The sequence below is a fragment of the Chitinophaga eiseniae genome, from assembly GCF_012641265.1.
Taxonomy (GTDB): Bacteria; Bacteroidota; Bacteroidia; order Chitinophagales; family Chitinophagaceae; genus Chitinophaga; species Chitinophaga eiseniae_A.
This window is the reverse complement of sequence record NZ_JABAHZ010000002.1, coordinates 431,846-458,029: the sequence shown is the minus strand read 5'-3', so window position 1 is coordinate 458,029 and position 26,184 is coordinate 431,846. Positions and strand designations below refer to the sequence as shown.

21 protein-coding genes are annotated in these 26,184 nt (G+C 45.6%); 9 read left to right on the top strand and 12 right to left on the bottom strand.

Translation table 11 applies throughout. The annotated features are described in order from the left end of the window. Nucleotides 1-151: 151 nt before the first annotated feature. The 3 genes from HGH91_RS09475 (at nt 152) to typA (ending at nt 5,575) form a co-directional block, all read left to right on the top strand. Nucleotides 152-1,213, top strand: coding sequence for a COX15/CtaA family protein (locus HGH91_RS09475; protein WP_168738217.1), 1,062 nt, complete (start codon nt 152-154; stop codon nt 1,211-1,213). A gap of 83 nt (nt 1,214-1,296) precedes the next feature. Beyond that, a complete protein-coding gene (locus HGH91_RS09470; RefSeq protein ID WP_211092253.1) occupies nt 1,297-3,528 on the top strand; it encodes a patatin-like phospholipase family protein in 2,232 nt (743 codons plus the stop codon). Nucleotides 3,529-3,766: 238 nt separating this feature from the next. Next, nucleotides 3,767-5,575 carry a translational GTPase TypA gene (typA, locus tag HGH91_RS09465; protein ID WP_168738215.1) on the top strand — a complete coding sequence of 603 codons (1,809 nt, stop codon included), beginning with the start codon at nt 3,767-3,769 and terminating at the stop codon, nt 5,573-5,575. A 218-nt stretch (nt 5,576-5,793) separates the two neighbouring features. On the opposite strand, the gene recA is transcribed toward typA, so the two are convergent. The 5 genes from recA to HGH91_RS09440 all read right to left on the bottom strand — a co-directional run bounded on the left by recA (nt 5,794) and on the right by HGH91_RS09440 (nt 10,747). Further along, on the bottom strand, nt 5,794-6,804 hold the full coding sequence (gene recA / locus HGH91_RS09460; protein ID WP_168738214.1) for a recombinase RecA: 1,011 nt from the start codon (nt 6,802-6,804) through the stop codon (nt 5,794-5,796). Between the two features lie 560 nt (nt 6,805-7,364). Continuing rightward, entirely contained in the window at nt 7,365-8,060 is a 696-nt protein-coding gene (locus HGH91_RS09455) for a hypothetical protein (protein WP_168738213.1), read from the bottom strand. 10 nt (nt 8,061-8,070) lie between these two features. Continuing rightward, nucleotides 8,071-9,495, bottom strand: a complete 1,425-nt coding sequence (gene rpoN, locus HGH91_RS09450; RefSeq protein WP_247651698.1) for an RNA polymerase factor sigma-54 — start codon at nt 9,493-9,495, stop codon at nt 8,071-8,073. A gap of 127 nt (nt 9,496-9,622) precedes the next feature. Next, nucleotides 9,623-10,222, bottom strand: a complete 600-nt coding sequence (locus tag HGH91_RS09445; protein ID WP_168738211.1) for a ribonuclease HII — start codon at nt 10,220-10,222, stop codon at nt 9,623-9,625. 87 nt (nt 10,223-10,309) lie between these two features. Then, the gene (locus HGH91_RS09440; RefSeq protein WP_168738210.1) at nt 10,310-10,747 is read right to left on the bottom strand and encodes a hypothetical protein; all 438 of its coding nucleotides are present in this window, start codon (nt 10,745-10,747) and stop codon (nt 10,310-10,312) included. A gap of 200 nt (nt 10,748-10,947) precedes the next feature. Here HGH91_RS09440 and HGH91_RS09435 point away from each other — a divergent pair, with 200 nt between their 5' ends. The 6 genes from HGH91_RS09435 (at nt 10,948) to HGH91_RS09410 (ending at nt 17,847) form a co-directional block, all read left to right on the top strand. Beyond that, nucleotides 10,948-13,110, top strand: a complete 2,163-nt coding sequence (locus tag HGH91_RS09435; RefSeq protein WP_168738209.1) for a S46 family peptidase — start codon at nt 10,948-10,950, stop codon at nt 13,108-13,110. A gap of 219 nt (nt 13,111-13,329) precedes the next feature. Then, nucleotides 13,330-14,502, top strand: a complete 1,173-nt coding sequence (locus tag HGH91_RS09430; protein ID WP_168738208.1) for a porin — start codon at nt 13,330-13,332, stop codon at nt 14,500-14,502. Between the two features lie 11 nt (nt 14,503-14,513). Continuing rightward, nucleotides 14,514-15,944 carry an anion permease gene (locus HGH91_RS09425; protein WP_168738207.1) on the top strand — a complete coding sequence of 477 codons (1,431 nt, stop codon included), beginning with the start codon at nt 14,514-14,516 and terminating at the stop codon, nt 15,942-15,944. A gap of 232 nt (nt 15,945-16,176) precedes the next feature. Continuing rightward, the gene (locus HGH91_RS09420) at nt 16,177-16,521 is read left to right on the top strand and encodes an IPT/TIG domain-containing protein (RefSeq protein ID WP_168738206.1); all 345 of its coding nucleotides are present in this window, start codon (nt 16,177-16,179) and stop codon (nt 16,519-16,521) included. A gap of 91 nt (nt 16,522-16,612) precedes the next feature. Beyond that, nucleotides 16,613-17,374 carry a helix-turn-helix domain-containing protein gene (locus HGH91_RS09415; RefSeq protein ID WP_168738205.1) on the top strand — a complete coding sequence of 254 codons (762 nt, stop codon included), beginning with the start codon at nt 16,613-16,615 and terminating at the stop codon, nt 17,372-17,374. Nucleotides 17,375-17,418: 44 nt separating this feature from the next. Beyond that, the gene (locus HGH91_RS09410) at nt 17,419-17,847 is read left to right on the top strand and encodes a VOC family protein (protein WP_168738204.1); all 429 of its coding nucleotides are present in this window, start codon (nt 17,419-17,421) and stop codon (nt 17,845-17,847) included. Between the two features lie 75 nt (nt 17,848-17,922). Here the strand turns inward: HGH91_RS09410 and HGH91_RS09405 are convergent, their stop codons facing one another. From HGH91_RS09405 to HGH91_RS09375, 7 genes are all read right to left on the bottom strand, one after another. Next, a complete protein-coding gene (locus HGH91_RS09405; protein ID WP_168738203.1) occupies nt 17,923-19,359 on the bottom strand; it encodes an META domain-containing protein in 1,437 nt (478 codons plus the stop codon). A gap of 112 nt (nt 19,360-19,471) precedes the next feature. Further along, nucleotides 19,472-20,374 (bottom strand): hypothetical protein, encoded by a 903-nt coding sequence (locus tag HGH91_RS09400; protein WP_168738202.1) that lies wholly within the window; start codon nt 20,372-20,374, stop codon nt 19,472-19,474. A 156-nt stretch (nt 20,375-20,530) separates the two neighbouring features. After that, complete coding sequence (locus HGH91_RS09395) at nt 20,531-21,172, bottom strand: DNA-3-methyladenine glycosylase family protein (protein WP_168738201.1); 642 nt, start codon at nt 21,170-21,172, stop codon at nt 20,531-20,533. Nucleotides 21,173-21,232: 60 nt separating this feature from the next. Further along, the gene (locus HGH91_RS09390; RefSeq protein WP_211092252.1) at nt 21,233-22,225 is read right to left on the bottom strand and encodes a M28 family peptidase; all 993 of its coding nucleotides are present in this window, start codon (nt 22,223-22,225) and stop codon (nt 21,233-21,235) included. Between the two features lie 22 nt (nt 22,226-22,247). Further along, nucleotides 22,248-23,747: a cysteine--tRNA ligase gene (cysS, locus tag HGH91_RS09385; RefSeq protein WP_168738199.1), complete on the bottom strand. Its 1,500-nt coding sequence runs from the start codon at nt 23,745-23,747 to the stop codon at nt 22,248-22,250. Nucleotides 23,748-23,905: 158 nt separating this feature from the next. Continuing rightward, nucleotides 23,906-25,048 carry an endonuclease/exonuclease/phosphatase family protein gene (locus HGH91_RS09380; protein WP_168738198.1) on the bottom strand — a complete coding sequence of 381 codons (1,143 nt, stop codon included), beginning with the start codon at nt 25,046-25,048 and terminating at the stop codon, nt 23,906-23,908. A 28-nt stretch (nt 25,049-25,076) separates the two neighbouring features. Continuing rightward, a complete protein-coding gene (locus HGH91_RS09375) occupies nt 25,077-26,123 on the bottom strand; it encodes an endonuclease/exonuclease/phosphatase family protein (protein ID WP_168738197.1) in 1,047 nt (348 codons plus the stop codon). Nucleotides 26,124-26,184 lie beyond the last annotated feature (61 nt).

Genomic DNA, 26,184 nt, shown 5'->3' with positions numbered 1-26,184 from the left:
TTTTAAATGAGGGCGGTATTAGCTAATTGTGCCTTTCTTATTTCACCGCAAATCTCCGACGTGTGAATTAACAGAACATTACGCCTTTGTTAAAATAATGTGAGAATTTAGCTGTCTTGTTCGCCATTCATTCCCTATTTTTGCACCGTTTATGGAAGCAATTACAATGAAAAGTAACCGCCCCGTGGCCATTTGGCTATATATAGGCGTGGGTATGTTGATCGTACAGGTTTTGCTGGGGGGAATTACCCGTTTAACCGGCTCAGGGTTATCTATCACAGAATGGCAGCCATTGTTGGGAGCGTTTCCTCCTATGAACGAGGAAGCATGGCAGCGTGCATTCGATAACTATAAGCAGATTGGACAGTATCATTATATTAATAATCATTTTACCTTATCGGATTTCAAAGCCATTTATTTCTGGGAATGGTTACATAGGGATTGGGCCCGGCTGATGGGATTTGTATTCATTATCCCATTTATTTATTTCCTGGTTAAAAAGAAAATTAACAGAAGTATGGTCAATCCCATGATCATCTTATTTTTCCTGGGAGGCCTCCAGGGTGCTATAGGATGGATTATGGTGAAGAGTGGGTTGAACGAAGAAAATTTATATGTAAACCATATCCGCCTGGCTATCCACTTTATTTCAGCGCTGGTATTGTTGTCATATGTGTTTTGGTTTGCGCTGAAACTCAGCATTCGCCCGGTAGAAGTACTGAATGTACCTGTTTTGCGTAAGCTGAATTTTTGGCTGTTGGTACTGCTGACTATTCAGCTGGTATACGGGGCTTTTATGGCAGGGCTACACACGGCTTTGGTGGCTAATACCTGGCCCGATATCAACGGCGCCTGGGTACCGGCTGGAATGTTCTCCCAGGGTGGTTTCCTGACCGATATTGCACATAATCCCATCACCATTCAATTTATACACCGGGGACTGGCCTATGGCATTACCATCCTGATTGGCCTCTGGTGGTGGAAAGCGGCCCAAACACCCACCCATAGCCTGCTCCATGCCACCCGCTACCTGCCACTGCTGTTGGTATTATTACAGGTATTGCTGGGAGTACTGACCCTGTTAAACAGCCAGGTTAAAATCCCCATCAGCTATGGTATTTTACACCAGGCCGTAGGTATGTTGTTACTGCTATCGCTGATTTGGACGTATTACCTCAGCAGAGGGGATAAAGTATCACCGGAGTTAATATAGATGTCGCGCAGAAACAAAATTCCTGTCTTCGTAAATCTGTAAATCCGTAAATTTTCCGTAGGTTTATTTGTAATAATCGTCTGATGAAGGTGAAGTTATTACTTATAAAAACTTACTATTCTTTCCCTATACAGCTGCTGCTGCTCCACTTCAGGAAGTACCAGATATTGCTTATTTTTTGGGTAATTCTGTTCAGCACCATCAATGGAGGCTTTGCCAAGGTGTTTGGGGGCGATGCGCTGTACCTGGCGCCAGAATACCTGGGAAAGGTAAACTTCTACAGTACTACGCTACTTGGGCTGGCTACAGGTATGTTTATCATGAGCTGGCAGATCACCACCTTTATCCTGCATACCGGTCGGTTTAAATTCCTGGCCACCACTTCACAGCCTTTTTTTAAATATTGCCTGAACAACGCCATCATCCCGCTATTGTTTATTGTCAGCATACTCTTTCGCGGGTGGGAATACCAGCGATACCAGCAACTGACCAGCATTCCGGATATTTTGTTGTTGGGAGAAGGGTATATCTGTGGAGTGCTCTTTATCTTCTTTTTCTGTTTCTTCTACTTTTTTAACGCAGATAAAAATATCGGACGCCGGCTGGAGAAGCGTTTCGGCAACCCGCGCAATTTTGTACGGATGATCCTTAAACCCACCCAGGAGCCCGATGAGAACGCCTTGCCGGTACATAACTATTTTACTACCCCCTGGCGTATCAGGCGTGCCAGGAATGTAGATCACTACAATAAGCACTACCTGGACAGTATCCTGAAGCAACACCACTTTGCCGCCATGATTACAGTGGGATGCTCGCTGATATTCCTGGTTATACTGGCCTATATGATGGATTACAATGTGTGCAGAATCCCGGCAGGTGCCAGCGTACTCATCTTCTTCGCTTTCCTGATAGGGGTGGCTGGCGCCTATTCTTATATGCTGCAAACCTGGTCTATCCCTATTTTGCTGGTGATGTTGTTTGGACTCAATTGGATGGTAGAGCATAATTGGGTAGATAACCGTAACAAAGCCTATGGCCTTAACTACCATCAGCGGAAAGACCGCCCCGAATACAGTGTGGGAGCGCTACAGCAGTTTTTTACCCCGCAAAAATATGAGGCGGACAAAGCCGCCACTATCCGGATTTTAAATAACTGGAGAAAGAAATTTCCCGCAGATAAAAAACCTCCATTGATCGTGATGAACTTTAGCGGAGGCGGAAGTCGTTCTGCTACCTGGACTGTTAATGTTTTACAGCGGCTAGACAGCCTTTTGCATGGCCGCCTAATGAAACACACCATGCTGATGACCGGTGCTTCCGGAGGCATGTTGGGCGCCACTTATTTCAGGGAGTTATACTACCGGCAACAGCAGGGAAAACCCATACGCCTGGGCGATAGTAAATATGTTGAAAACGTATCGGACGATTTACTGAACTCCGTTTTTACCGCTATGGCGGTAAACGATTTTATTACTCCCTGGAGAAGTTTCCGGATTGGTAAGAATCAGTATGCAAAAGACAGGGGATATGCTTTCGAAATGCAGCTGAACGAGCATACCGACAGCGTAATGGATAAAACCCTGAAGGACTACCTGGCTCCAGAGGCAGGCGCCGAAATTCCCATGCTGATCTGGAATGCCACGATAAACGCTGATGGACGCCGGTTGATGATTTCCCCACAGCCAGTTAGTTATTTGTGCAGCCCCGGGTATTTGTATCCTACCCGCCAGGTACGCGATATCGATGGCGTGGATTTCGCACAGTATTTTGCTGCACAGGGAGCTATGGATTTGCGTATCACCAGCGCGATCCGCATGTGTGCTACTTTTCCCTATGTATTACCCAATGCTTTTTTGCCCAGCAATCCTATTGTGGACGTAATGGACGCAGGTATCCGGGATAACTTTGGACAGCAAACGACCCTGCGTTACCTATATACCTTTCGCAAGTGGATTGATGAAAATACGAGTGGCGTAGTGTACATACAGATCAGGGACACCCGTAAAAATGATATTTCTCCTATTAAAAAAACGAAAGACCTCAGCGACCTGCTTTTTGAACCGCTGTTTACCATGCAGCAGCATTGGAGCGCTATGCAGGACTTTGATCAGGATGGCTTACTGAATTACATGGAAGGGTATTTCCCGAATAAGTTTCACCGGGTAATTTTCCAGTATGTGCCACAGAAACAAGATAAGGCGGCTGCGTTGTCCTGGCACCTTACCTCCCGGGAAAAGCTGGACATTGCCCATGCGCTGGACAATCCTGCCAATCAGAGTGCACTGGAATACGTAGTAAAGCTCCTGGGGGAATAGCATTATTGTGGCTTTCCACAAAGCCATACGATCCTGTTTCATACAATAGTCGCTTATGTTTAATTGTAATCAACTGATTATTAATTATTTATAAGGAATACGCTCGACATGACCAAATGATTACATTTATTTAAAACCCGTTCCCTTCATTCTCGTCAGGTTTTCGTACCTTTGCGCCTTCTTTTTGTAGCTATTAGCGTAAATTTTGTTAATGGCTAATAGCGAAAGATTTAAGTATATGAACATTCGTAATATCGCAATTATTGCACACGTAGACCATGGTAAAACTACCCTGGTTGACAAAATCCTTCATCAGACAAATGTGTTCCGGGCTAACCAGGAATCGGGAGAGCTGATCATGGATAGTAACGATCTTGAAAGAGAACGTGGTATCACCATATTCAGCAAGAACGCATCTGTTGAGTACAAGGGAACCAAGATCAATGTGATTGATACTCCGGGCCACGCCGACTTTGGTGGTGAGGTAGAACGGGTATTGAAAATGGCTGATGGGGTTATCCTGCTGGTAGATGCCTTTGAAGGCCCGATGCCACAAACCCGTTTTGTGTTGCAGAAAGCATTGCAGCTGAACCTGAAACCTATTGTTGTAATCAATAAGGTTGATAAGGCTAACTGTCGTCCTGATGAAGTACATGATGCAGTTTTTGAATTGTTCTTTAACCTGGACGCTACAGAAGAGCAGCTGAACTTCCCAACGTTTTATGGTTCTGGTAAAAATGGCTGGTTCAACAGTTCATTAGAACAGTGTGAAGATATTACTCCACTGATGGATGGTATCCTGGAATATGTTCCGGCGCCAAAGACTCCAGAAGGTAACCTGCAGTTGCAGATAACTTCATTAGATTATTCTTCTTTCCTGGGCCGTATTGCGGTAGGTAAAGTATCGCGTGCCTCTATTGAAGAAGGACAGTGGATTACCCTGATGCAGGCAGATGGTACTGCCAAGAAGCAAAAAGTACGTGAACTGTACATCTTTGAAGCATTGGGTAAGAGAAAAGTAACGAAAGTATTTGCCGGTGATATCTGCGCAGTAGTAGGTATTGAAGGTTTTAATATTGGTGATACTATTGCGGATGCGGAAGCTCCGGAAGCATTACCGGTTATCAGCGTGGATGAGCCTACCATGAACATGTTGTTTGGTATCAACAACTCTCCGTTCTTTGGTAAAGATGGTAAGTTTGTTACTTCCCGTCACCTGCGCGACCGCCTGGTAAAAGAAACTGAAAAGAACCTGGCGCTGCGTGTAATGGATTCCGACAGTGCTGATAGCTTTATGGTATATGGCCGTGGTATCCTGCACTTAGGTGTATTGATTGAAACCATGCGTCGTGAAGGTTACGAATTAACTGTTGGTCAGCCACAGGTAATCGTAAAACACATAGATGGTAAAAAATGCGAGCCGTACGAAACCCTGGTGGTAGACGTTCCGCAGGAATTTGCCAGCAAGGTAATTGACCTGGTAACCCGTCGTAAGGGTGAAATGTTGATCATGGAAACCAAGGGTGAAATGCAACACCTGGAATTTGAAATTCCTTCCCGTGGTTTGATCGGTTTACGTACACAGATGCTGACCGCTACAGCTGGTGAGGCTGTAATGGCGCACCGCTTCAATGACTATAAACAATGGAAAGGTGCGATCCCTGGCCGTAACAATGGTGTATTGATTGCGAAAGAAGCAGGTACTACTACTGCTTATTCTCTCGATAAACTGCAGGACAGAGGTTCTTTCTTCGTAGATCCGGGAGAAGAAGTGTACAAGGGTATGATCATTGGAGAAAACAACAAACCGGGTGATCTGGTAGTAAATCCAAATGAAGGTAAGAAACTGACTAACATGCGTGCAAGTGGAACAGATGGTGCGGCTAACATTGCACCTAAGATCCTGATGACACTGGAAGAATGTATGGAGTATATCCAGCATGATGAGTGTATCGAAGTAACGCCTAACTTTATCCGTATGCGTAAAACCATCCTGGATGAGGAAGAACGTAAGAGAACTGCTAAGAGCATGAAAGCAGAAGCTTAATTGTTCCGGTAAGATAACTAGTGAAAAAATAAGAACCCGCTCTGGTAAACAGAGCGGGTTCTTATTTTTCGGGGTTAAGGGTCAAATAAAATCCCCGCCCAGGATAAGGCAGGGATGTGCATACTAACCCAATGCTTACTAAAACTAAAACTAACTTTGAGTATATTAAATACTAAGATCTTTTTATGCTTCAGCAAAAATTCAAAGGCAACGCTGGCCTATTCAGCATTCAGCTTTTCCTGGATTTTTACTTTGATTTTTGTTTCGATTTCTGTTGCCAGTTCCGGATTATCGATCAGCAGTTGTTTTACTGCATCGCGGCCCTGACCTAATTTATTGCTATCGTAGCTAAACCAGCTACCGCTCTTCTGGATAACGCCGTATTCAACACCCATGTCGATCACTTCACCCATTTTAGAGATACCCAGACCATACACGATATCAAATTCTGCCTGGCGGAATGGAGGAGCTACTTTGTTTTTCACCACTTTCACTTTCACGCGGTTACCTACTGCTTCATCACCATCTTTAATCTGGCTCATGCGGCGGATATCCAGCCTTACGGAAGCATAGAATTTCAGGGCGTTACCACCGGTAGTGGTTTCCGGGTTACCAAACATTACCCCGATCTTTTCACGCAGCTGGTTGATAAAGATGCAGCAGCAATTGGTTTTGGCAATGGTGGCAGTTAATTTACGCAGTGCCTGTGACATCAAACGGGCTTGTAATCCCATTTTGCTTTCACCCATTTCACCTTCCAGCTCGCTCTTTGGTACCAGGGCAGCTACAGAGTCTATTACCACTACATCTACTGCTCCGGAAAGAATCAGGCGATCTGCGATTTCCAGCGCCTGTTCACCATGATCCGGCTGTGATATCAATAGGGAATCTACGTCCACTCCCAGTCTTCTGGCGTAGCTGCTGTCAAAAGCATGCTCCGCATCTATAATGGCGCAAATGCCACCTTTTTTCTGTGCTTCTGCAATTGTATGTATAGCAATGGTCGTTTTACCAGAAGACTCAGGTCCATATATTTCAATGATCCTACCTTTTGGTAAACCACCCACTCCAAGCGCGATATCAAGACCCAGAGAACCTGTGGAAATCACCTCCATTGGTGCTTCTGCTTTTTCACCCATCATCATCACAGATCCCTTACCGAAATCCTTTTCTATCTTGTCCATTGTGAGGCGCAGGGCCTTCAGTTTTTCTGCATTGGCTGTAGACATATCATTAATGTTTTTACAAATTTAAAAGATAGCTGATCACAATTAGAAAGCAAATCAATTGGATTGCTAAGTTATAACTAATTTTCTATTTTCCTAAATATTTTAGTAATTTCTTTTAAATGCTAAATAAAATAGTATTCTCTTTTTGTTGTTATGACCGTTTCTAAAGGGTTTCATCGTAACGACATAACAAAGATGCGAAACCAATACGCATTGAATATGCGTAACAACAAAATGCGTTAAAAATTTTTCCGGGGTATGAGAATTCTACTGCATTTTTAAAAAGCGTAGTTATACGCTTGAGTATAAGCCGGGAATGTATGACTTTTGTATTGTCAAGTTTAGTTGTTAAAGTTAATCCCCTTTTGTTTGTTAAGGTTGTTTGTTAGCCTGCCTTGCGGCCTTACATCCAGTGTGAGTAGGTAATAGTGAAGAGGTCTGGTTTACCCCAAAAGTTTTATTCGCCATTCTGAAATTTGTTTACCCCTGTTTCCGGTCAGATTTGCCGATGTTACAGAGGAAATCCGGCCGGAAACAGGGCCCCCGAAAGGAGAGTTATCTTATTTTACCAGTATCAGGCAAGCGGCCAGCTGGCAAACAACACCAATCAGCAATCCGATATAAATTTCCCGGGGAGTATGTGCCTGCAGCACCATCCGGGCAGTGGCCACCACTGCAGTTACGAAAAAGGTAATCACCAGCGGCACGGATACATTCATATGCATGCCCCAGGCTAGCGACACCAAAAATCCAATGACACCACCCCAGCCTACGGTATGCATGCTGGTCTTTATAAAGTTATTGGTAATAAAAGCAATAGAAATACTCAGGAAAACACCCAGGAAAAAGGCAGTATAAAACTTAGGCGCCCGTCCTTCCTGTTGAAAAGTATAGAATGCCCAGAAGTAGTAGGTGATCATCGCTACATAGGGAATGATCCGGTCGCGCTGCGTCTTCATATATATTGAAGACACAAACTTCAGTGCCTTGGCCAGCAACAGCGTTAATACCGGGAAGCCGATACTGATGATCGCTACCCGGAAATACAGCATGTCAAAAGCAAAGCGCTTGCTCAGCGGCTTAAATGCCACCATATATTCGGGAATAGACGCCAATACCAGGAAGGTAACCAGCAAAGGAATGAACAGCGGATGCGAGATATAGGAAATAACCTGCGCGAGTGATCGCATCCCAGGTGAAAATTCCGGCGCTTCGTGTAAGTTCCCGTTCCGGTCTAAAACTGCGTGTTCTTGCATGGTATGGTGCTTATAATTCTTTACGTAAACGGGCTACCGGAATATTGAGTTGTTCCCTGTATTTGGCCACCGTACGGCGGGCAATATTGTATCCCTTGTCCTGCAACATCTTCGTTAGATTTTCGTCACTCAAAGGCTTACGTTTATTTTCCGCCTCTATCAGGTCCGATAAGATCTTCTTCACCTCCCGGGTGGATACTTCCTCGCCACTGTCGGTAGACAGGGACTCAGAGAAGAAAAATTTCAGTTTAAAGGTACCAAACTCAGTTTGTACATATTTACTGTTGGCCACGCGGCTAACGGTAGAAATATCGAGTTGTGTACGGTCGGCGATATCTTTCAGGATCATCGGCTTCATGGTGGTTTCATCCCCGGTGAGGAAAAATTCCCGCTGATAATCCATGATAGACTCCATGGTAGAGAGGAGCGTATGTTGCCGTTGTTTAATGGCGTCTATAAACCATTTGGCGGCATCTATCTTTTGCTTGATAAAGAGTACGGCTTCTTTCTGGCGCTTATCTTTTTTGTCGCCCCGGTCATATTCCTTCAGCATTTCACGGTATCCGCCGGAAATACGGAGGTCGGGAGCATTGCGGGAGTTCAAAGTCAGCTCCAGTTTGCCGGCGTTGTTGAGGATAAAGAAGTCGGGGAGCACATAGCTTTCTGCTTTATTCAGGGTGGCAAAATTACCTCCTGGTTTGGGCGTAAGCCTGATAATCTGTGTGATGGCCTCTTTGAGGCCTTCATCTGTTAAACTCAGCGCCTTTTGTATCTTCTCGTAATGCTTCTTGGTAAATTCATCGAAGTAGTTTTCCAGGATCTGGTAGGCATTATGTACACCCGGATCTTCCTGCGACTTGCGTTTCAACTGCAATAACAGGCATTCTTTCAGATCGGTGGCACAAACACCGGCCGGATCAAAGTCCTGTATTTTTTTAATCAGCGATGCAATCTCTTCTTCTGTGGTATCAATATTTTGTGAAAAAGACAGGTCATCCACCATAGAGCTGATTTCCCTGCGCAGGTAACCGTCGTCGTCTATGCTGCCAATGATATGTTCTGCAATGGCGTTCTGGTGCTCATCGAGTTCCAGCATGCCGAGTTGACTGAGTAAGTGTTCATGAAAAGAAGTTTCCACCCGGATCGGAATGGTTTTATTACTTTCATCGGGATCGGGATAATTATCATCGCGCAGTTTGTAATCGGCCACGTCATCATCTCCCTCACTTACATATTCAGAAATATCTATATTGTCATATTCATTTTCACTGCCATCGGGTTCAAATTCATCTTCTTCGGAAGGTGTTTCATATTCTTCCTGTTCTTTGAATTCGTCTTCCCCTGCTTCTTCCCCATATTCCAGGGCAGGATTTTCCTCCAGCTCTTCTTTAATCCTCTCTTCCAGGTTTACAGTAGGTACCTGCAGCAATTTCATGAGCTGAATTTGCTGAGGTGAAAGCTTCTGTAATAATTTTTGCTGTTGTGTCTGCTTTAACATAATTGTTCCCTAATAGGGCAAAATTAATAAGTCTAAGGTTAACAGAGCCCTAAGCTTTCGCTTTCTACAGGTCTAACTCCAATTGCTCTGGTAACAAGCGAAATGATTTCCGGTGGAAAGGCGTTTCACCAAACTCACGTAATGCATCCCGGTGTTGTTTGGTAGGATACCCTTTATTTACATCCCAGCCGAAATGCGGATAGTCCCCATGCAACTGCTGCATGTATTCATCCCGGTAGGTTTTAGCCAGGATGGAAGCTGCTGCAATGGAGGCATATTTACCATCGCCCTGGATAATACAGGCGTGGGGCGTACTGCCGTAAGCATAAAAGCGATTTCCATCTACCAGGATAAATTCGGGTTGTTGTTGCAGCTTTTCCAATGCCAGGTGCATGGCCTTGAAAGAGGCTTTTAATATATTTATCTTGTCAATTTCTACGTTATCTACACTGGCCACGGCATAGCAGATGGCTTTTTCTTCAATCACCGGTCTGAGGATATCCCGGTCAGATGCCTTCAACTGTTTGGAATCGTTGAGCAGCGGATGACGGAAATCCTTCGGCAGTATAACGGCTGCCGCAAACACAGGACCCGCAAGGCATCCCCTTCCGGCTTCATCACAGCCGGCTTCTGTTAATAATTCCTGATAATAAGAAAGTAACAAATCAAATCTATTAATCCGGGTAAAATTACAAGATTAATGTTCACGGAACAAGGATTACCGAATTTTGAAGATATACTGCAGTATTCTTTAATCCTTTTTGAACAGATCTTTAAAATCCTGTTTGAAGTCTGTCCACTCTTTGTCCGATTTTTTCATCAATTGATCCACAGCTGTACGCGTACTGTCCCATTTTTCCGCACTGCTGCTTTTTACATCTTCCAGTTCCCTGTTCATCTCCGCTTTTAATGCTCCCAGCTTTCTGCGGGCAGACTTACTTTTTTCATCCCCCTGTTTTTTCAACTCCTCAGATGTCTGATCTATTTCCCTGATCCGTTCCCGGATAGCTTCCGCTGCCTGGTCCTTTTGTTCAGACAGGTAATCGCCGGTACTATTGGCGGCTGATTTAATGTCTTCTGCCGCATTTTTGATGTTTTCTTTTACTTCTTCCTTTTTCTTCTGTTGCTGGCTGCTCTCGTTGCAGGCAAAAAATGCAGCCAGTCCCAGTACTAAGAATATCTTTTTCATATCACAACTCATTTTAAATGAAACAAATAATTGGCATGGCCTTCAAGGCTGTTCCCCTTAAGCAAATCATATTCCAGTTTTTCTTTCAGTAGCTATTATATAAAAATAATTATTATGTATGTAGACGGATCTGCCGACCCCTGCCCAATAGGAAAAAAATAGGTAGGTTTGAGGTCCTAAAAAACAAAACCTGATTTAATATGAGAAAAAAATTACTGGTTTTGCTCTTGCTGTTTAGCGTATCTGTCAAGTGGGCTAAAGCAGATGAGGGCATGTGGTTACCTTATTTACTGGGGCAACAAACATACAACGACATGGTAAAGCGTGGATTAAAGCTTACCAAAGAACAGTTGTACAGCATCAACAAAGCTTCCCTTAAAGATGCCATCGTTATTTTTGGTGGTGGTTGTACCGGAGAAATTGTTAGCAACGAAGGCCTCATTTTTACCAACCACCACTGCGGCTATGGCGCCATTGCCGCCGCCAGCTCTGTTGAGCATAACTACCTGAAAAACGGATTTTACGCTAAAAATAAACAGGAGGAAATCACCTCCTCGCAACTCTCTGTACAGTTCCTGATCAGAGTAGAAGATGTGACCAAAGAAGTGGAAGATGCCCTGAAAGGCCTCGACGGCGCTGATAGAGCCAAGAAGGAACAACAGGTATATGGCGATATCATCTCTAAAACTATTGCCAATACCGGCTACGAAGCCAAAGTGGTACCTATGTTCAAAGGCAACCAGTACCTGCTGTTTGTATATGAGCGCTATAAAGACATCCGTCTCGTAGGTACCCCTCCTGAAAGTGTGGGTAAATTCGGTGGTGACACCGACAACTGGGAGTGGCCACGTCATACCGGCGACTTCTCCATCTTCCGCGTATATACCGGGAAAGACGGTAAGCCTGCACCTTATGCCGCCGACAACGTGCCCCTGAAACCTAAGCACTTCCTGCCGGTGTCTATTAAAGGCGTGAAGGAAAATGATTATGCCATGATCTTTGGTTATCCCGGCGGTACCAACCGTTACGAAACCTCCTATGGTATACAACTGAAAACCAGCATTGAAAACCCTTACCTGGTAAACCTCCGCGATGTTAGACTGAAAGCCATGTTTGAACAGATGAAGAAAGATCCTGCGGTTAAATTGCAGTTAGCTTCTTCTTACGCCGGTATCGCCAACTACTGGAAATTCTTTGATGGCGAAACCAAACAACTGGAAAAACATGGTGTACTGGCCGATAAACAAAAACAGGAAGCTGCTTTTGCTAAATGGGCACAAGACAAACCTGAATTTGCCAACGTATTGAAAGATTACGAAGCCACTTATAAAGCATGGACCCCTTACGCTAAACAACGCGTATACCTGAATGAAGGTATCCTGGGCTCCCCGCTGGCATCTTTTGCAGGCTCCCTCATGGGTGTGGAAAGAGCACTGGTAACGCCAGGCGCTCCCAAAGACGCCGTGAAACAGGCCATAGAAGCAGCAGACAAAGCCCGCACGGCTTTCCTGGAAGGCGAAAACAAACCCAGCGACCAGAAAATCCTCGCAGCTACCTGCCATATGTATTACACCGACATCGCTAAAGACCAGCAGCCAGCGGGTTTCTACGATGCGCTGAAAGCCAAGTACGGCAGCCTGGATGAAGACAATACGTATCGTACCTGGGCCACCGGCGTAATGAGCAATACTATGATTTTTGACGATGCCAAATGGAAAGCATTCGTAGCCAATCCGGATGCAGTTACCCTGCAGAACGATCCAGCTTTCGCATATGCCAGCACATTTATCAAAAACTATATTGGTAAGTACCTGCCCTTGTATACCCAGTTCAACACCAAAATCAATGACCTGGGCCGTACCTACCTGAAAGGCGTTATGCAGATGAATCCCAACGCCAACAGGTACCCTGACGCAAACTTTACCATGCGCTTATCTTATGGCCAGGTGAAACCATACGCTCCCCGCGATGCGGTACACTACGATTACGTAACTACCATGAAAGGTGTGATCGAGAAGTATGTTCCCGGCGATTACGAATTTGACCTGCCAGCCAACTACCTGGACCTGTATAACAAAAAAGATTTTGGTCAGTATAAAGATGCTAAACGCAATGATATAGTAGTAGGTTTTATTACTACTAACGACATTACCGGTGGTAACTCAGGTTCTCCAGTTATCAACGCCAACGGCGAACTGATTGGCCTGGCCTTCGATGGTAACTACGAAGCGCTGAGCCACAAAATCCAGTTCGACGCTGAGTTTAATCGTACTATCTGCGTAGACGTACGTTACGTACTATGGTGCATTGAAAAATTGGGTGGTGCAAAAAATATCATCAATGAGCTGAAGCTGGTGAAATAAAGCAGAAAGCGAAAAGCGAAAAGCAAAAAGCGAAAAGCGAAAAGCGAAAAGCTATTGTGGAGAATGATCTTAGCGAGTATTTAAAAATTCGCTCTGGTCATTCTCCACAATAGCTTTTCGCTTTTCGCTTTCTGCTTACTTCGAACCTTTTTTGTTAAGCGGTGTTATCCGGGGTAAGGCCGTTGCTGTTCATTGTTGAAAACCTGATAACTATCCTGCATGCATAAACGATTTTTACCTCTTGTTACTTTACTGCTGTGCTGTCTCATTGCGGCTCCCGCTTATGCCTGGTTGCCTCCGCCGGCGGTACGTGATAGTACGCCGAAAGATTCTACCCGCCTGCTTCCGGGATTTATAAAAAAGATTTCATTTGGGGGCGTTTTCCAGGCCCGTTATACTGGTTCGCTCGTAAGAGGTGTAGATGTAAATGGGGTACATCAGCCAGATGCAGAAGAAGTGGTACGGAATAGTTTCAGTATCAAACGGGCCCGCTTACAGGCCAAGGCGCAGGTAAGCGATCGCTTTACTGCGGCAGTATTGATTAATCTCGCGGAGTTTTCCGGCGATACTAAAGGGAAGGTACTGGAAAATGCCTATGTATCTTATCGATGGAACGATGCCCTGAACTTCACTATTGGTCAATTCAGACCATCTTTTGGCCTGGAGGATCTATACCCTGTAGATATTATACAGTCGATGGACTTCTCCAACCAGTACTATGCCTTCGGCAGCAATGGCTGGCAGAGTTTCCAGATAGGCGTATCCATGTTTGGCGCATTTAATAAAGACAGCAAAGTGCCCATGAAATATGCGCTGTCGGTAGTAAATGGCAATAACCGCAACCAGGTATCGGACAATGATAACGGTAAGCTGGGTACCGCCCGGCTGGAGCTGGGCGATATGAATAGGCTGTCGCTGGGGCTCAACGGCGGTTTTGGCGCCGTAAAGCGGCAAAGCGTATATGCAGTGGGCGTGGATGTTAGCGGCGTAATACCGCTGGCGCCTAAATGGGATCTGCAATTGCAGTCGGAATATAAGCAGGGCAACAACCATCAGCTCTATTATGCGCTGCCGGATAGCTTGCGTAAAGAGCCGGTTAGCCGGTATATTATGAGCGGCGTGTATATTCTTCCCAATTTCCGCTACAAGATTAACTTCCATAAACTCACGTCTGTCGAGGTGTCGATGCGCTATGAATATTTTAAAGACGATCAAAAGCACGACGGCACCGTACGGCAATCCTACATTCCTATGGTGAGCCTGGCTTTCCTGAAAGATTATGGTGGCCGTATTCAGTTAGGAATGCAGATAGATCAATACAACCGCGATATACCAGGTACCAAAACACATAACAGCAACCTGTTGATAGCACAGGTTCAATGCAGATTTTAAAGCCCGTCATTATGAAAGAAATCAAGTATCCGCAATTGTTGATTACGCTGGCATTTGGCCTGATTGTGTGGTTTATTCCTGCGCCGGCGGGCGTAAAGGAAGAGGCCTGGCACCTGTTGGCTATTTTCCTGGCAACGATTGTCGGCATTATTATGAAAGCTGCCAGCATGGGCACTATGTCTATGATCGCTATTACGCTGGTAGCAGTTACCGGGGTGCTGGCGCCGGGAAACCCTTCCAAATCCATTACACTGGCACTGAGCAGCTTTGGAGATAAAGTGATATGGCTGATCGGCATCTCCTTTTTTATTGCCCGGGGATTCATAAAAACGGGACTGGGCAAACGGATAGCCTACCTGTTTATTCGTGTATTTGGTCGCAGCTCATTGGGGCTGGCCTATGGGCTGGGGTTGGCCGACCTGGTGCTGGCGCCGGCAGTACCCAGCAATACAGCCAGGGGAGGAGGAATTATTTATCCTATTATGAAGTCGATGGCGATGAACTTTGGTTCTGTTCCTGAAGATCCGGCCACCCATCGTAAGTTGGGCGCCTATCTCACGTTGAACAGTTACAATATGAATCTTATTACCTCGTCCCTGTTTTTAACCGGTACAGCGAGCAACCCGATGTGTCAGAAGTTTGCCAAAAATATGGGCATCGATATTACCTGGATGTCCTGGTTTACAGCGGCCATAGTGCCTGCATTGCTTTCTGTTATTGCCGTTCCCTGGATACTGTATAAAATATACCCGCCCGAGCTCAAATCTACCGGTGATGCACCGGCGATGGCAGCAGAGAAGCTGAAGGAGATGGGACCCGTTCACCGGAATGAATGGTTGATGTTACTGGCCTTTGTGATCCTGTTATTTCTTTGGATTACCGGCGACCTGTTTGGTATCGATGCTACTACTACGGCGTTGATAGGACTCATATTCCTGTTAATATCACAGGTGCTCACCTGGGAAGATGTAAAGTCGGAAAAAGGAGCCTGGGATACGATCGTATGGTTTTCTGCCCTGGTAATGATGGCGAGCTTTCTCAATACCCTGGGCTTTATTCCCTGGTTCAGCGACCTGATTAAACAGCAGGTGGGCGGCTTGAAATGGACGATGGCTTTCCCGATAATTGTGCTGGTATATTTTTATAGTCATTACATTTTTGCGAGTGCTACTGCCCATGTGGCAGCTATGTATTCCGCCTTTTTAGGCGTGGGTGTTTCCGTAGGAATTCCAGGTACTTTGCTGGCGTTGGTGCTGGGTTTTTGCGGTGGCATTTTCGGAACGCTCACACATTACGGGCATGGTCCTGCGCCGGTTTTTTTCGGAAGTACTTATGTAGATCTGAAAGACTGGTGGAAATGCGGGTTTATACTGAGTATTGCACTCATTATCATCTGGATGGGTGTTGGTGGCGGCTGGTGGAAAGTAATCGGTATCTGGTAAACTGAAATAATAGCGCACTCAGTTTTCATATAACCGTATACGTAGTAACACCTATTTTGTAAGATATTTTCTTATATCGATGTTTATTTAAAAAATAGGTTGTAAATTTGCATCCGTTTGAATACCGAATATATGCTGTTGCTATCCGAGTTGCAATCGCAATAGTGTTAACCCCGGTGAATTATTTGTAAAAAGGGTTTGTGACCGACCCCCCAAAAAAGAAAGTAATAAGATGACACATTGTAAAATGTTTGTGGTAGCCCTGCTGCTCATAGTAGCTATGGTGGCTTGTAACCTCAATCCCAAAGAAAACACAAAAGAAGTAGTTACCGTAGAAGGACAAGCAGGTAATTTCCTGATTATCAAAGGACATGGTTTTAGTGAAAACAGGAACCAGAATAAGGTGGTTTTTGGCAATGTAACCGCGAAGGTGCTGAGTGCCAATACCAATAGCCTGGTGGTACAGGTGCCTGTACAATCTGCTGCAACGGTGCCTGTAATGGTAACGGTTGGAGATAATGTATCCAACGCGATGCTGTTTGCCTATCATGCCAAACTGGTAGCGTCTAAATTTTAAAAACAATTAAATTAAAAGGCAATGGGTAGAGGCCTTTTCAGGCCATCTACCCATTGCCTTTTAAATGCTTTTTTTTTGCTACACTTGCAGTATGTACAGCACTTTCCAGCCACATCCTTTATTGGCTGCTTATGTAGATGCATACTGGGTAAGCATGGCTACGCAATTTTCGCAGCAGCGGATTTTGCCGGATACCTGTGCTGATATCATTTTTAATATCAGTGACCAACCGGTTACTGTGGGCAACAATGCTATATGGATCGCGCCCAATACGGCATTCGTAGTAGGTACGATGACCGCTTTTCGTGATATTGTCAGGCAAGGTAATACCGGAATGTTAGGAATCCGTTTTAAGCCAGGAGGTCTTCATGCTTTTACGGAATTGCCTTTACAACTGGCCACCGACGAACATCTCCTGCTCAGCGATATTACCCGCGACTGGCATACCCGGTTGGTGCCCTTGTTAGAAAAAGCATCGTCAATTTCAGAAAAGGTTAACTGCCTGGAGAATTTTCTATTGCAGCGGCTGCCTGCAAATAATATTGTTGCGAATACAATCCTGGAAAGCATTCACCTGATCCGTCAATCGAATGGGAATGTAGCGCCTGCAGTGCTGGCAGATAAAGCGTTTATGAGTTCCCGTACTTTTGAAAGGAATTTTTTACGGATAGTAGGCGTATCTCCTAAAACATTTTCACGGATTGTACGGTTTGTGAGTGTCCACCGTGAATTGAAGAAGGAGAAATCGGCCACTTTACTATCGCTGGCACTGGACCATGGTTTTTATGATCATGCGCACCTCACCCGCGAATTTAAGTTATTGGCCGGCGACAATCCCAGCTGCTGGCGATAATAATTTCCTTCTGGGATTTAATTTACCATTCAATTAAAGCTGCTATGCGACAGAAGTTAACTTTGATCACACTGGGAGTGCAGGACCTTCCACGCGCTATCCGGTTTTATGAACAGGGCCTCGGGTGGAAAAGATCGCCTGCCAGTGAAGAGGAAATTGCGTTCTTCCCATTGGGAGGTATGGTGCTGGCGCTTTATTCCAGGGAACGTCTGGCAGAAGATATAGGCATTCCTGGCAGGGGCAGCGGCTTCGGTGGACTTACACTATCGTACAATGCCATCGACCGTGCTGAAGTAAATGCGGTATTAGAGCAGGCTCGCAGCGCCGGTGCGCAGATAGTGAAGCCGGCACAGGAAGTATTCTGGGGCGGCTATAGTGGCTATTTTCGCGATCCCGACGGCCACCTGGTGGAGGTAGCGCATAATCCTCTCTGGGAATTGAATGAGCAGGGCGATGTAATACTGCCGTTGTAAGATATTGACACAAAAAAGCCTGACTATCGTATTTCCGTATACGTTAGCCAGGCTTTTGAATTTTAATGAAGGCAGCTATTTATCCTGCATGCCAAACATCAGTATAATTTTTCCGTCTTTATACAGATTCAAAGTTTGATCGGCCACATCATAGCGATAGGAAGCTTCGCTGAGTAATTTCAGGAAATCTGCTTCCCGGCGCATCACAGCAGGGTCGGGACAAGCCATGCGGGTGCTGACGGCTTGCGCGAACTTAATCTGGTCGCCAGTGGCGTTGTAGCCGCCGGAGATACTGTTACATCCACCCTTGCCATGAAAGCGTTTTTTTTCGGTATCAAATTCAATCCATATCCCGGAATCAGTCAGTGTGGCATCATTGAGTTTGATGACGTTCCATTTTTTACTACCGATAAACGTCCACTGGTTGGGATTTGCTGCAGCAGCGGATTTATCTTCCATGGCAAATTGCATCACGAGGTGGTCGTTTTCAAAGAGGCTGATGGTACCATCTGCAAGCGTGTATTTGAATGTATGCCCACCGAGTGTTTTCAGGAAGTCTGCTTCCCGGCTCATTACACCGGCATCGGGGCAGGCCATAAAAGTGCTTACCGCCTGTGTGAAGGTAACGGCATTGTTGGCGGTGGAATAGCCACCGGAAATGTTGTTACATCCTCCTTTGCCATAGAAGCGGTTTTTGGCGGGATCAAATTCCAGCCATACGCCGGAATTACTGATACTGGCTTCGTTTAAACGCGTCATTACCCACTTTTTGCCGCTGATACTGGACCAGTCCGTGTCGCCATTGCCACCCTGATCCTGTCTGGCGTCTTTATCCTGCAATTTGAATTGCAGTACAGGTTTACCATCTTCCAACAGGCTCACTTGCTGGCCAACTACCTGGTATTTGAATGTGTGATCACCAAATTGTTGGAGGAAGGAACCTTCCCGGCGCATCAGGCTTGCCTCACAAGCCATCAGGGTACCTGCTACCCTGGAGAAAGTGATGCTGTTGCCGGAGGTAGAGAAGCCTCCCATCAGGCCGTTGCAGCCACTTCTTCCATGGATACGTTTCTTATCCGTATCAAATTCCACCCAGATCGCCTCATCCGGCTGGTCGGCATTATCCATCTTTGAGAGTATCCATTTTTTGCCGGCAATGCTTGTCCACTGGCTGTTGGCAGCGGTAACACGTACTCTTTTTTTCTCCAGCACTTTCACCAATGTGTATTTTACATTGGGAGCGTCTGCCGGTGGATTTTTTACGGGAGTAACGCTTACTCTCAATTTGTAACGGTAGCCCGGCGTATATTTAAATCCGTTAATATTCGTATAAAAGTTGGACCAATCTGCGTTGGCGGATTCCTTTACCTGCAGGCATTCCATAGGAGCTACGCCAGTACAGGGTTCTTTAGATTCTTTTACATAAATAATCTGTGTTTTGGTGCTGGGCTGTTTTTGCTGTACCGGGGCCAGAATAGTAGTGGCGAACGTAATCGCTAGTTCAAATAGCATAAAATATAGATTTTAATAATTAACAACAAAAGGAGCCATGAGGTTTTACCTTTTGTTAGATTACGCTATATTTTGCAAAAACGCTGCCAGTCTGGCTGTTAGCTACCTCTTATTAGCTAAGTGAGCCATGGTAGGCTATTTGACTGGGCGCTCCCAGTAATTGTATGATAGATTCATAATAGGTCACCTTATCAGGCGACGGTAGGCTGATAACGGTGACATCATTTGCTTTCAACAGGTCCAGTTTATATTTTGAAGATGGCACATAATCGTTCGGGATATAGTAATAAATTTTATTAGGTACCGGTACATTCTTGTGATGGAATTTCTGCCTGGCCCGGTAAGTAAGCAGCCACCAGAGGTCTGTTTCCACAAAATCGAGCGATAAGCCGAAGATGTGAATATCTTCCGTAAAGAACAGGTCTATCCAGGAATGGAAATATACCTGCCTGGTGTGGATACGTTTGAGTAAAGAAGGTTTTGGGACTTCTTTAGACGTATATACGGTACCGCTGACTACATAATTACGCATCAGCTGTAACTGGCCGCCATAGTGCTCAAAGCCCAGGTTAATGCTCATAGGATTCAGGCAGTCGCCATGTATATGCCAGTAATTGATGTCGTTGACACTGTATTTCCTGAAAATGCTGTAAAACTTTTCGTTGATAATACTGGTATTCTCCAATGGCGTAATTCCTTCCAGTGTAAATTCATAGTTGGTGGTGAGGATATGTGCTGGCTTGAGTGCCCGGATGGCGCTATGGATGCCGTTGCCCTTGATTTCCGCTGCCTTAATGGCGATAAAGGATTTCAGGTCTTTTTCCCGTATCCGGTGGTTTTTGCTGGCTGTCAGGAAAATTTCCTCATAGAGCAGGGGAAAAGGTTTTTTCTCATCCAGTACTACGGTATCATTGGCATGGCAGAAGGAGATGATATCTCCCAACAAGTCTTTCCAGCTTTGTCCCCGGGAGATGTTGTTAATGTCGTTTCCGATTAATAAAATAAGGTTTTTCATAGCAGATGCATTCTTTTAGGGTGGTTAAATCAACAAAACAGGGTCGGTTCTTTTCAATTTTTCAATTGCAAACTATGGCCAGTAGCCGCAACTGATGGTGTTCCGGTACGTTCATGGCATAAAGATACCAACGTGCTACGCAATGTATATGTGATGTTATTTATCCGGGGTATTATCTTTCCAGGCCCACAGGTAGCGACAGGCATGAGTGCGGTAGGGCGACCATTTCGCCGATATCCGGCGCAGTTGATCGCGGAAGGCTTTTTTATCGTCCCGGTCCAGTTTGTAAAGTTTTATCATGGCCTGTTGCAGCCCCCAGTCGTCCAGGGAAAATATATCGTCCCTGCCCAGGAAAAACATGAGCAGCATTTCTACTGTCCAGCGGCCTACTCCTTTGATTTGGGTAAGATACGTGATCGCTTCCTCATCGCTCATTTTCCGGAGCTTTGCATCCGTTAATTTTTCAGCGATCACAAAGGCGGCTACATTATGTACATAGGTTACTTTAGCATTGGATAACCCTATACCACGGAGCGTAAGCGCCGGCGTGTCGAGGATTTGCTGCGCAGTGGGTTCTTCGCCTGCATAGAGATTTAAAAAGCGGGCGTAAATTACATCTGCTACTTTGGTAGATAGCTGCTGGCTCATAATAGAGCCAATCAGTTTAAGCGCAATGTTTTTTCGTATAGGTAAGGTTGACAAAGGACCGGTAATAATCTTTTGCAGCTTCTTATCCTTGCTGAGATGTACCTGGTAATGAACCGGCTCGGCTGCCGGGGTGCCGTTTGACCTGGGCATAAAACAGTGTTTTAGTTGATACGTCCTATCATCCACTACTCCGGCGTATAGGCCGGGTTATCAATAACTGAAAGGCTGTGTATAGATTACCTGCAGCAGCGTTTGACCTACTGCTTTCAGTGTTTTGCGGTCTATCACATCTATATTATCATTCTGGGTGTGCCAGTGTGGCGCGAAGTCGTTATTGGCCTGTAATGCAATGATATCGAATGTGGGAATGTTGGCAATCGTATTAACCGCGATGTGATCGTCGGTAATATAGGCCCCGTTATTTTCGTAGCGGAACAAATCAGAGTAGCCCAGTTTGTTAGCTACATCCCAGAACATTTTCATTTGCGCGGGGGCATATTGTTTGGAAGAGCCCTCCATATAGAACTGCGAATTGCGACCGCCCACCATGTCAAGTAAAATGCCATAGTTAGCCTTGTAGCCAGGTATGTGCGGGTTATGCGCCCAATATTGGGTACCGAGGCAAAACGAATTTTCATCGCTCTTCGCGCCATAATCTTCCACGTCTACCAGCAGGATGTCTACGCCGGCTTCTGGTTTCTGCTGCCGCATTTGCCGGGCTACTTCCATCAAAACAGCAACGCCGCTGGCGCCATCATCTGCGCCATCCAGCTTTTTGGTTTTATCGAAAGCATCTTCATCAGCCCAGGGACGGGTATCCCAGTGCGCCAGCAACAGGATGCGTTGTTTGGCAGCAGGATTGAAGCTGGCAATGATATTAATACAGGGTAGTTTTTCCTTTTTGGGACCAATAACCGTGGTGCGCTGTACGTATACGGTATCTGCCCAGGGGCGTAAGCTGCTGATCAGCCAACTGGCACATTTTTCCTGTGCCGGTGTATTGGGGATTCTTGGTCCGAAGCTTACCTGTTTGGCAGTATAAGCATAGGCAGAATCGGCCTGGAAAACGGGTACCGGCACATCTATTTTGGCTACTTTGCTGGTGCCGGTGCTGTCGTTGTTGTTATCGGTAGTCTGGCTATTCTGCTGGCAAGCGCCGGCCGTTATGGCCAGCGCTGTCAGTGCAATAAGAGCTTTACGCATTATTTCAGGTGTATTTTTAATATTATTGAAGACTGTAGGAAACGGTACCGTCTTTCTCATCTTTCAACTGTACGCCGATAGCCAGCAGTTCATTCCGGATTTTGTCGGAAGTAGCGTAGTCCTTGCGGCTCTTGGCTTCTTTACGCATCTCGATCAGCATCTGTAATACCCCATCCAGTTTATTGTCTTCTCCTGTAATTGTTTCCTGGCGTATACCCAGGATATCTACCAGGTAAGTTTTCCAGGTTTCCTGCAACAGGTGGAAAGTTGTTTCGCTGATTTCGTGCATTTTTATCTGTCCGCCTTTCAGGGAGTTCACTATTGAAGTTGTTTCAAACAGGTTCGCCAATACTTTTGCCGTATTGAAGTCATCGTTCATGAATTCGGCGCACTCCAGGCACCATTGGCGTACCTGTTTGTCCAGTTCTTCGTTGAGCGGTTGGCCTGCTGCTGCGTTGTAGGAAAGCTTCTGTAAGGTTTCATAGGCTGCCCATAAGCGTTGTAATCCTTTTTCGGCGCCCTGCAGGGCTTCATTGGAAAAATCCAGTGTGCTGCGGTAATGCGTTTGCAACACAAAGAAACGGATGGTCATGGGGCTATATGCCTTCTCCAACTGAGGATTATCGCCGGTAAACATCTCCGTAAGCTTAATGGTATTGCCATAAGCCTTTCCCATTTTACGACCATTGATGGTAATCATGTTATTGTGCATCCAGTAACGGGCCATCATATCGCCATGCGCAATTTCGCTTTGTGCAATCTCGCATTCATGGTGTGGAAACTGAAGGTCCATACCGCCGCCGTGGATATCGAACTGGTTACCCAGGTATTTGGAACTCATGGCAGAGCACTCAATGTGCCATCCGGGGAAACCCTCGCCCCACGGGCTTGGCCAGCGCATAATATGTTCTGGCGGCGCCTTTTTCCATAAAGCGAAATCGGCTTTGTTTTGCTTGTCGTCCTGGCCTTCCAGTTCCCTGGTGGTTTCCAGCATGTCTTCGAGTATACGTCCGCTCAGGATGCCATAGTCATAACTGGCGGCATATTTTTTTACATCGAAATATACGCTGCCATCTACTTCATAAGCATAGCCTTTTTCCATGATCGTTTTAATCATTTCGATCTGCTCAATGATATGACCGGTAGCAGTAGGTTCTATGCTGGGTTCCAGGTTGCCGAATTGCAGCATGGCCCAGTGAAACAGGTTGGTATATTTCTGTACCAGTTCCATGGGCTCCAGCTTTTCCAGTGTGGCAAATTTGGAGATTTTATCTTCTGCGGCACGGCCTTCTTCTTCAAAGTGGCCGGCGTCGGTAATGTTACGTACATAACGCACTTTGTAGCCCAGGTGCTGTAAATAGCGATATACCACATCGAAGGTAATATAGGGGCGGGCATGGCCCAGGTGCGATTCACCGGATACGGTAGGTCCGCATACATACATGCCTACGTGACCGGGTGTTAATGATGTAAATACTTCTTTTTGACGGTGTAATGAATTATATATCCTTAGTTCTGACATATGCTGTAAATGACAGATGTCAACGGGCTTAAACAGGCTGACATCTTATTTTTTATTGATGGATGGCAAAGATAAAAATTGTTTTCCGGGTATAATAAAACTCGGGCAACAACATCGGTTAGCCATAAAAATATAATTCATTTTCATAATGTGTTCGATTATTTATTTACCTGGACTTCCGTTTTACCGCTGCCTATTAAGCTCATATTGGCAATTACAGGATAATGGTCAGACAGGTCTGACGTGATTTTCCGGAAGCTATTCACTTTAAAATAGTTGCTCACAAAAACATAATCAATACGCAATGTAGGTGCCAGCCCTGTAAAAGTACGCCCTATTCCCAAACCTTTTTGCAGAAAAGCATCCTGCAGGTCTCCTTTAATGGTAAAATAGGTGTACGAGGCCGGGGTATCATTGAAATCGCCACAAACAATAACCGGATAAGGGCTCTGGCGAATAAAGCCGCCTACAATATCGGCCTGTTGACTGCGGCGGATATACGCCTCTCTCATTTTCTGGATGATATTTTTAGTGGCTTTCAGCCCGGTATCTTCCTGGTTCTTGATTTTCCTGATATCGGAATAATCCCGTTCATTGAAGCGATAAGATTCCAGGTGCATGTTAATAACGCGGATAGTATCGGCTCCTTTTACGATATCGGCATATATCAGGCTTTCGCTGCGGGGGCCCATACTCATTTTCACCTTATCGGAAGCGATGATCGGGAAACGGGAATAAATAATAGATCCCCAGTGTTGCATGCCATTCCGGTTAAAATCGCTGGAAAAATAGCGATATGGTAATGCCATCTCCCGGGAAATATCTTCCCGGTTGTTGAAATCATTTTTTCTCTCGGAAGTATAAAAATCCTGGAAGCAGGCAATATCCAGCTCCTGTTTTTTGATCATGGCAAACATTGCCTGCCGGTTGTATTTACTGTCCTTTTCACGGTATAGGCCAAACTGGCTTACATTATAGCTCATCACGGTGAGGCTGCTGCTGTCGGCAACGGGCTTATTGCCCGAAGGCATGTGAAAAGCCACAAAAGCGCTGATAGATTTCCACCCCAGCAATAGGGCGATCAGTGATAATAAGGCATAGCGATAATTAAAAAATAGCCATCCTAAAAGGAATATTACCAGCAATGCCAGCAGGAATGGGAACGCCAGCGTTAAAAAGCTGATGGGCCAGAACCATGCCGGTGAAATATAAGGCGCCAAACAAGCACCCAGGAAAAGTAATACTACGGCGAAGTTGATAGTCAGAAAAAATCCTTTCGTAAATAGTCTTAAAAATCGCACCGCGTCATACTTTGTTGAAGTACTAAAGTTAGTGTTTTTTCAACGACAGACAGGCCATAACCGGGAAATGCTCCGATGGCGTTACCGGGAAAACTTGTCCACCGTGGATTTGAAAGGAAGGCTGCGGTAAAATGTAATCTATTCGCAGGGAAGGCGACAGGTAGGAAAGGGTACGCCCCCAGCCACTGCCTGTTGCCAGGAACGCATCCTGTAAATGCCGGCTAACCGTTTTATAGGTAAATGATGCCGGCGTATCGTTGAAATCGCCGCAAACGATGGTGGGATATGGGCTGGCCGCCACAAGCCCCGCTAACTGAACGGCCTGGGCGGCTCTTTTTTCAACCGCATGCCGCATTTTATACAACAGGCCTTTTCCCGGCAGGGCCTTCATCTGCTGATAATCCTCACTGTTGAACATATACGAAGTTAGCTGCACCGAAAACACCCGGATAGTGTCACCCGCTATGGCCACATCGGCCTGTAGAAAAGTGCTGCCGCTGCCCGCTTTGCTTTCTCCACAGGGGATAGCAGTAGCCGCTATAATCGGGTAACGGGAAAACAATACAATGCCGTATCGCCAGGTATTCCAGTGTATCTTATCCTGTGTAAAGAAGTGATGGGAATAACGACCTCTCAAACCGATATCTTCCAGGTGCTGTCCCTTTTCCCGCTCGTCGTTTGTATAAAACTCCTGTATACACAGCATATCCGGACTTGCCTTTTCCAATACGTCGTAAATAGCCCGGGTCCGGGCCGTATCGGTTTGGTAAGCGTGGAGCCCCATACTGCTGCTGTTATACGTCATCAGCGTAAACTGGCCACTGCCGGGTCTTACCGCCCGATGGAACACATGCAGGCCCCAGGTATCCAGTGCGGCCGGTATCCCACACAATACAGCGACCATATTTGCCAACAGGTATTTTTTGTTTTTATACCACCAGCATAGGGGAATAAAAAGTATACAAGAGAGGAAAAGAAAAGGGAAGAACAGGCCTGCAAAACCAATTATCCAGCATTGACCGGGGTTGAGGTAAGGAAGCCAGGTACTCAGTAACAGGGCTGTTATCAGTAACATGTTCAGCCACTGTAAACAGCGTTTAAATATGATGATCAGCATAGGGGAACAAGCAATTATG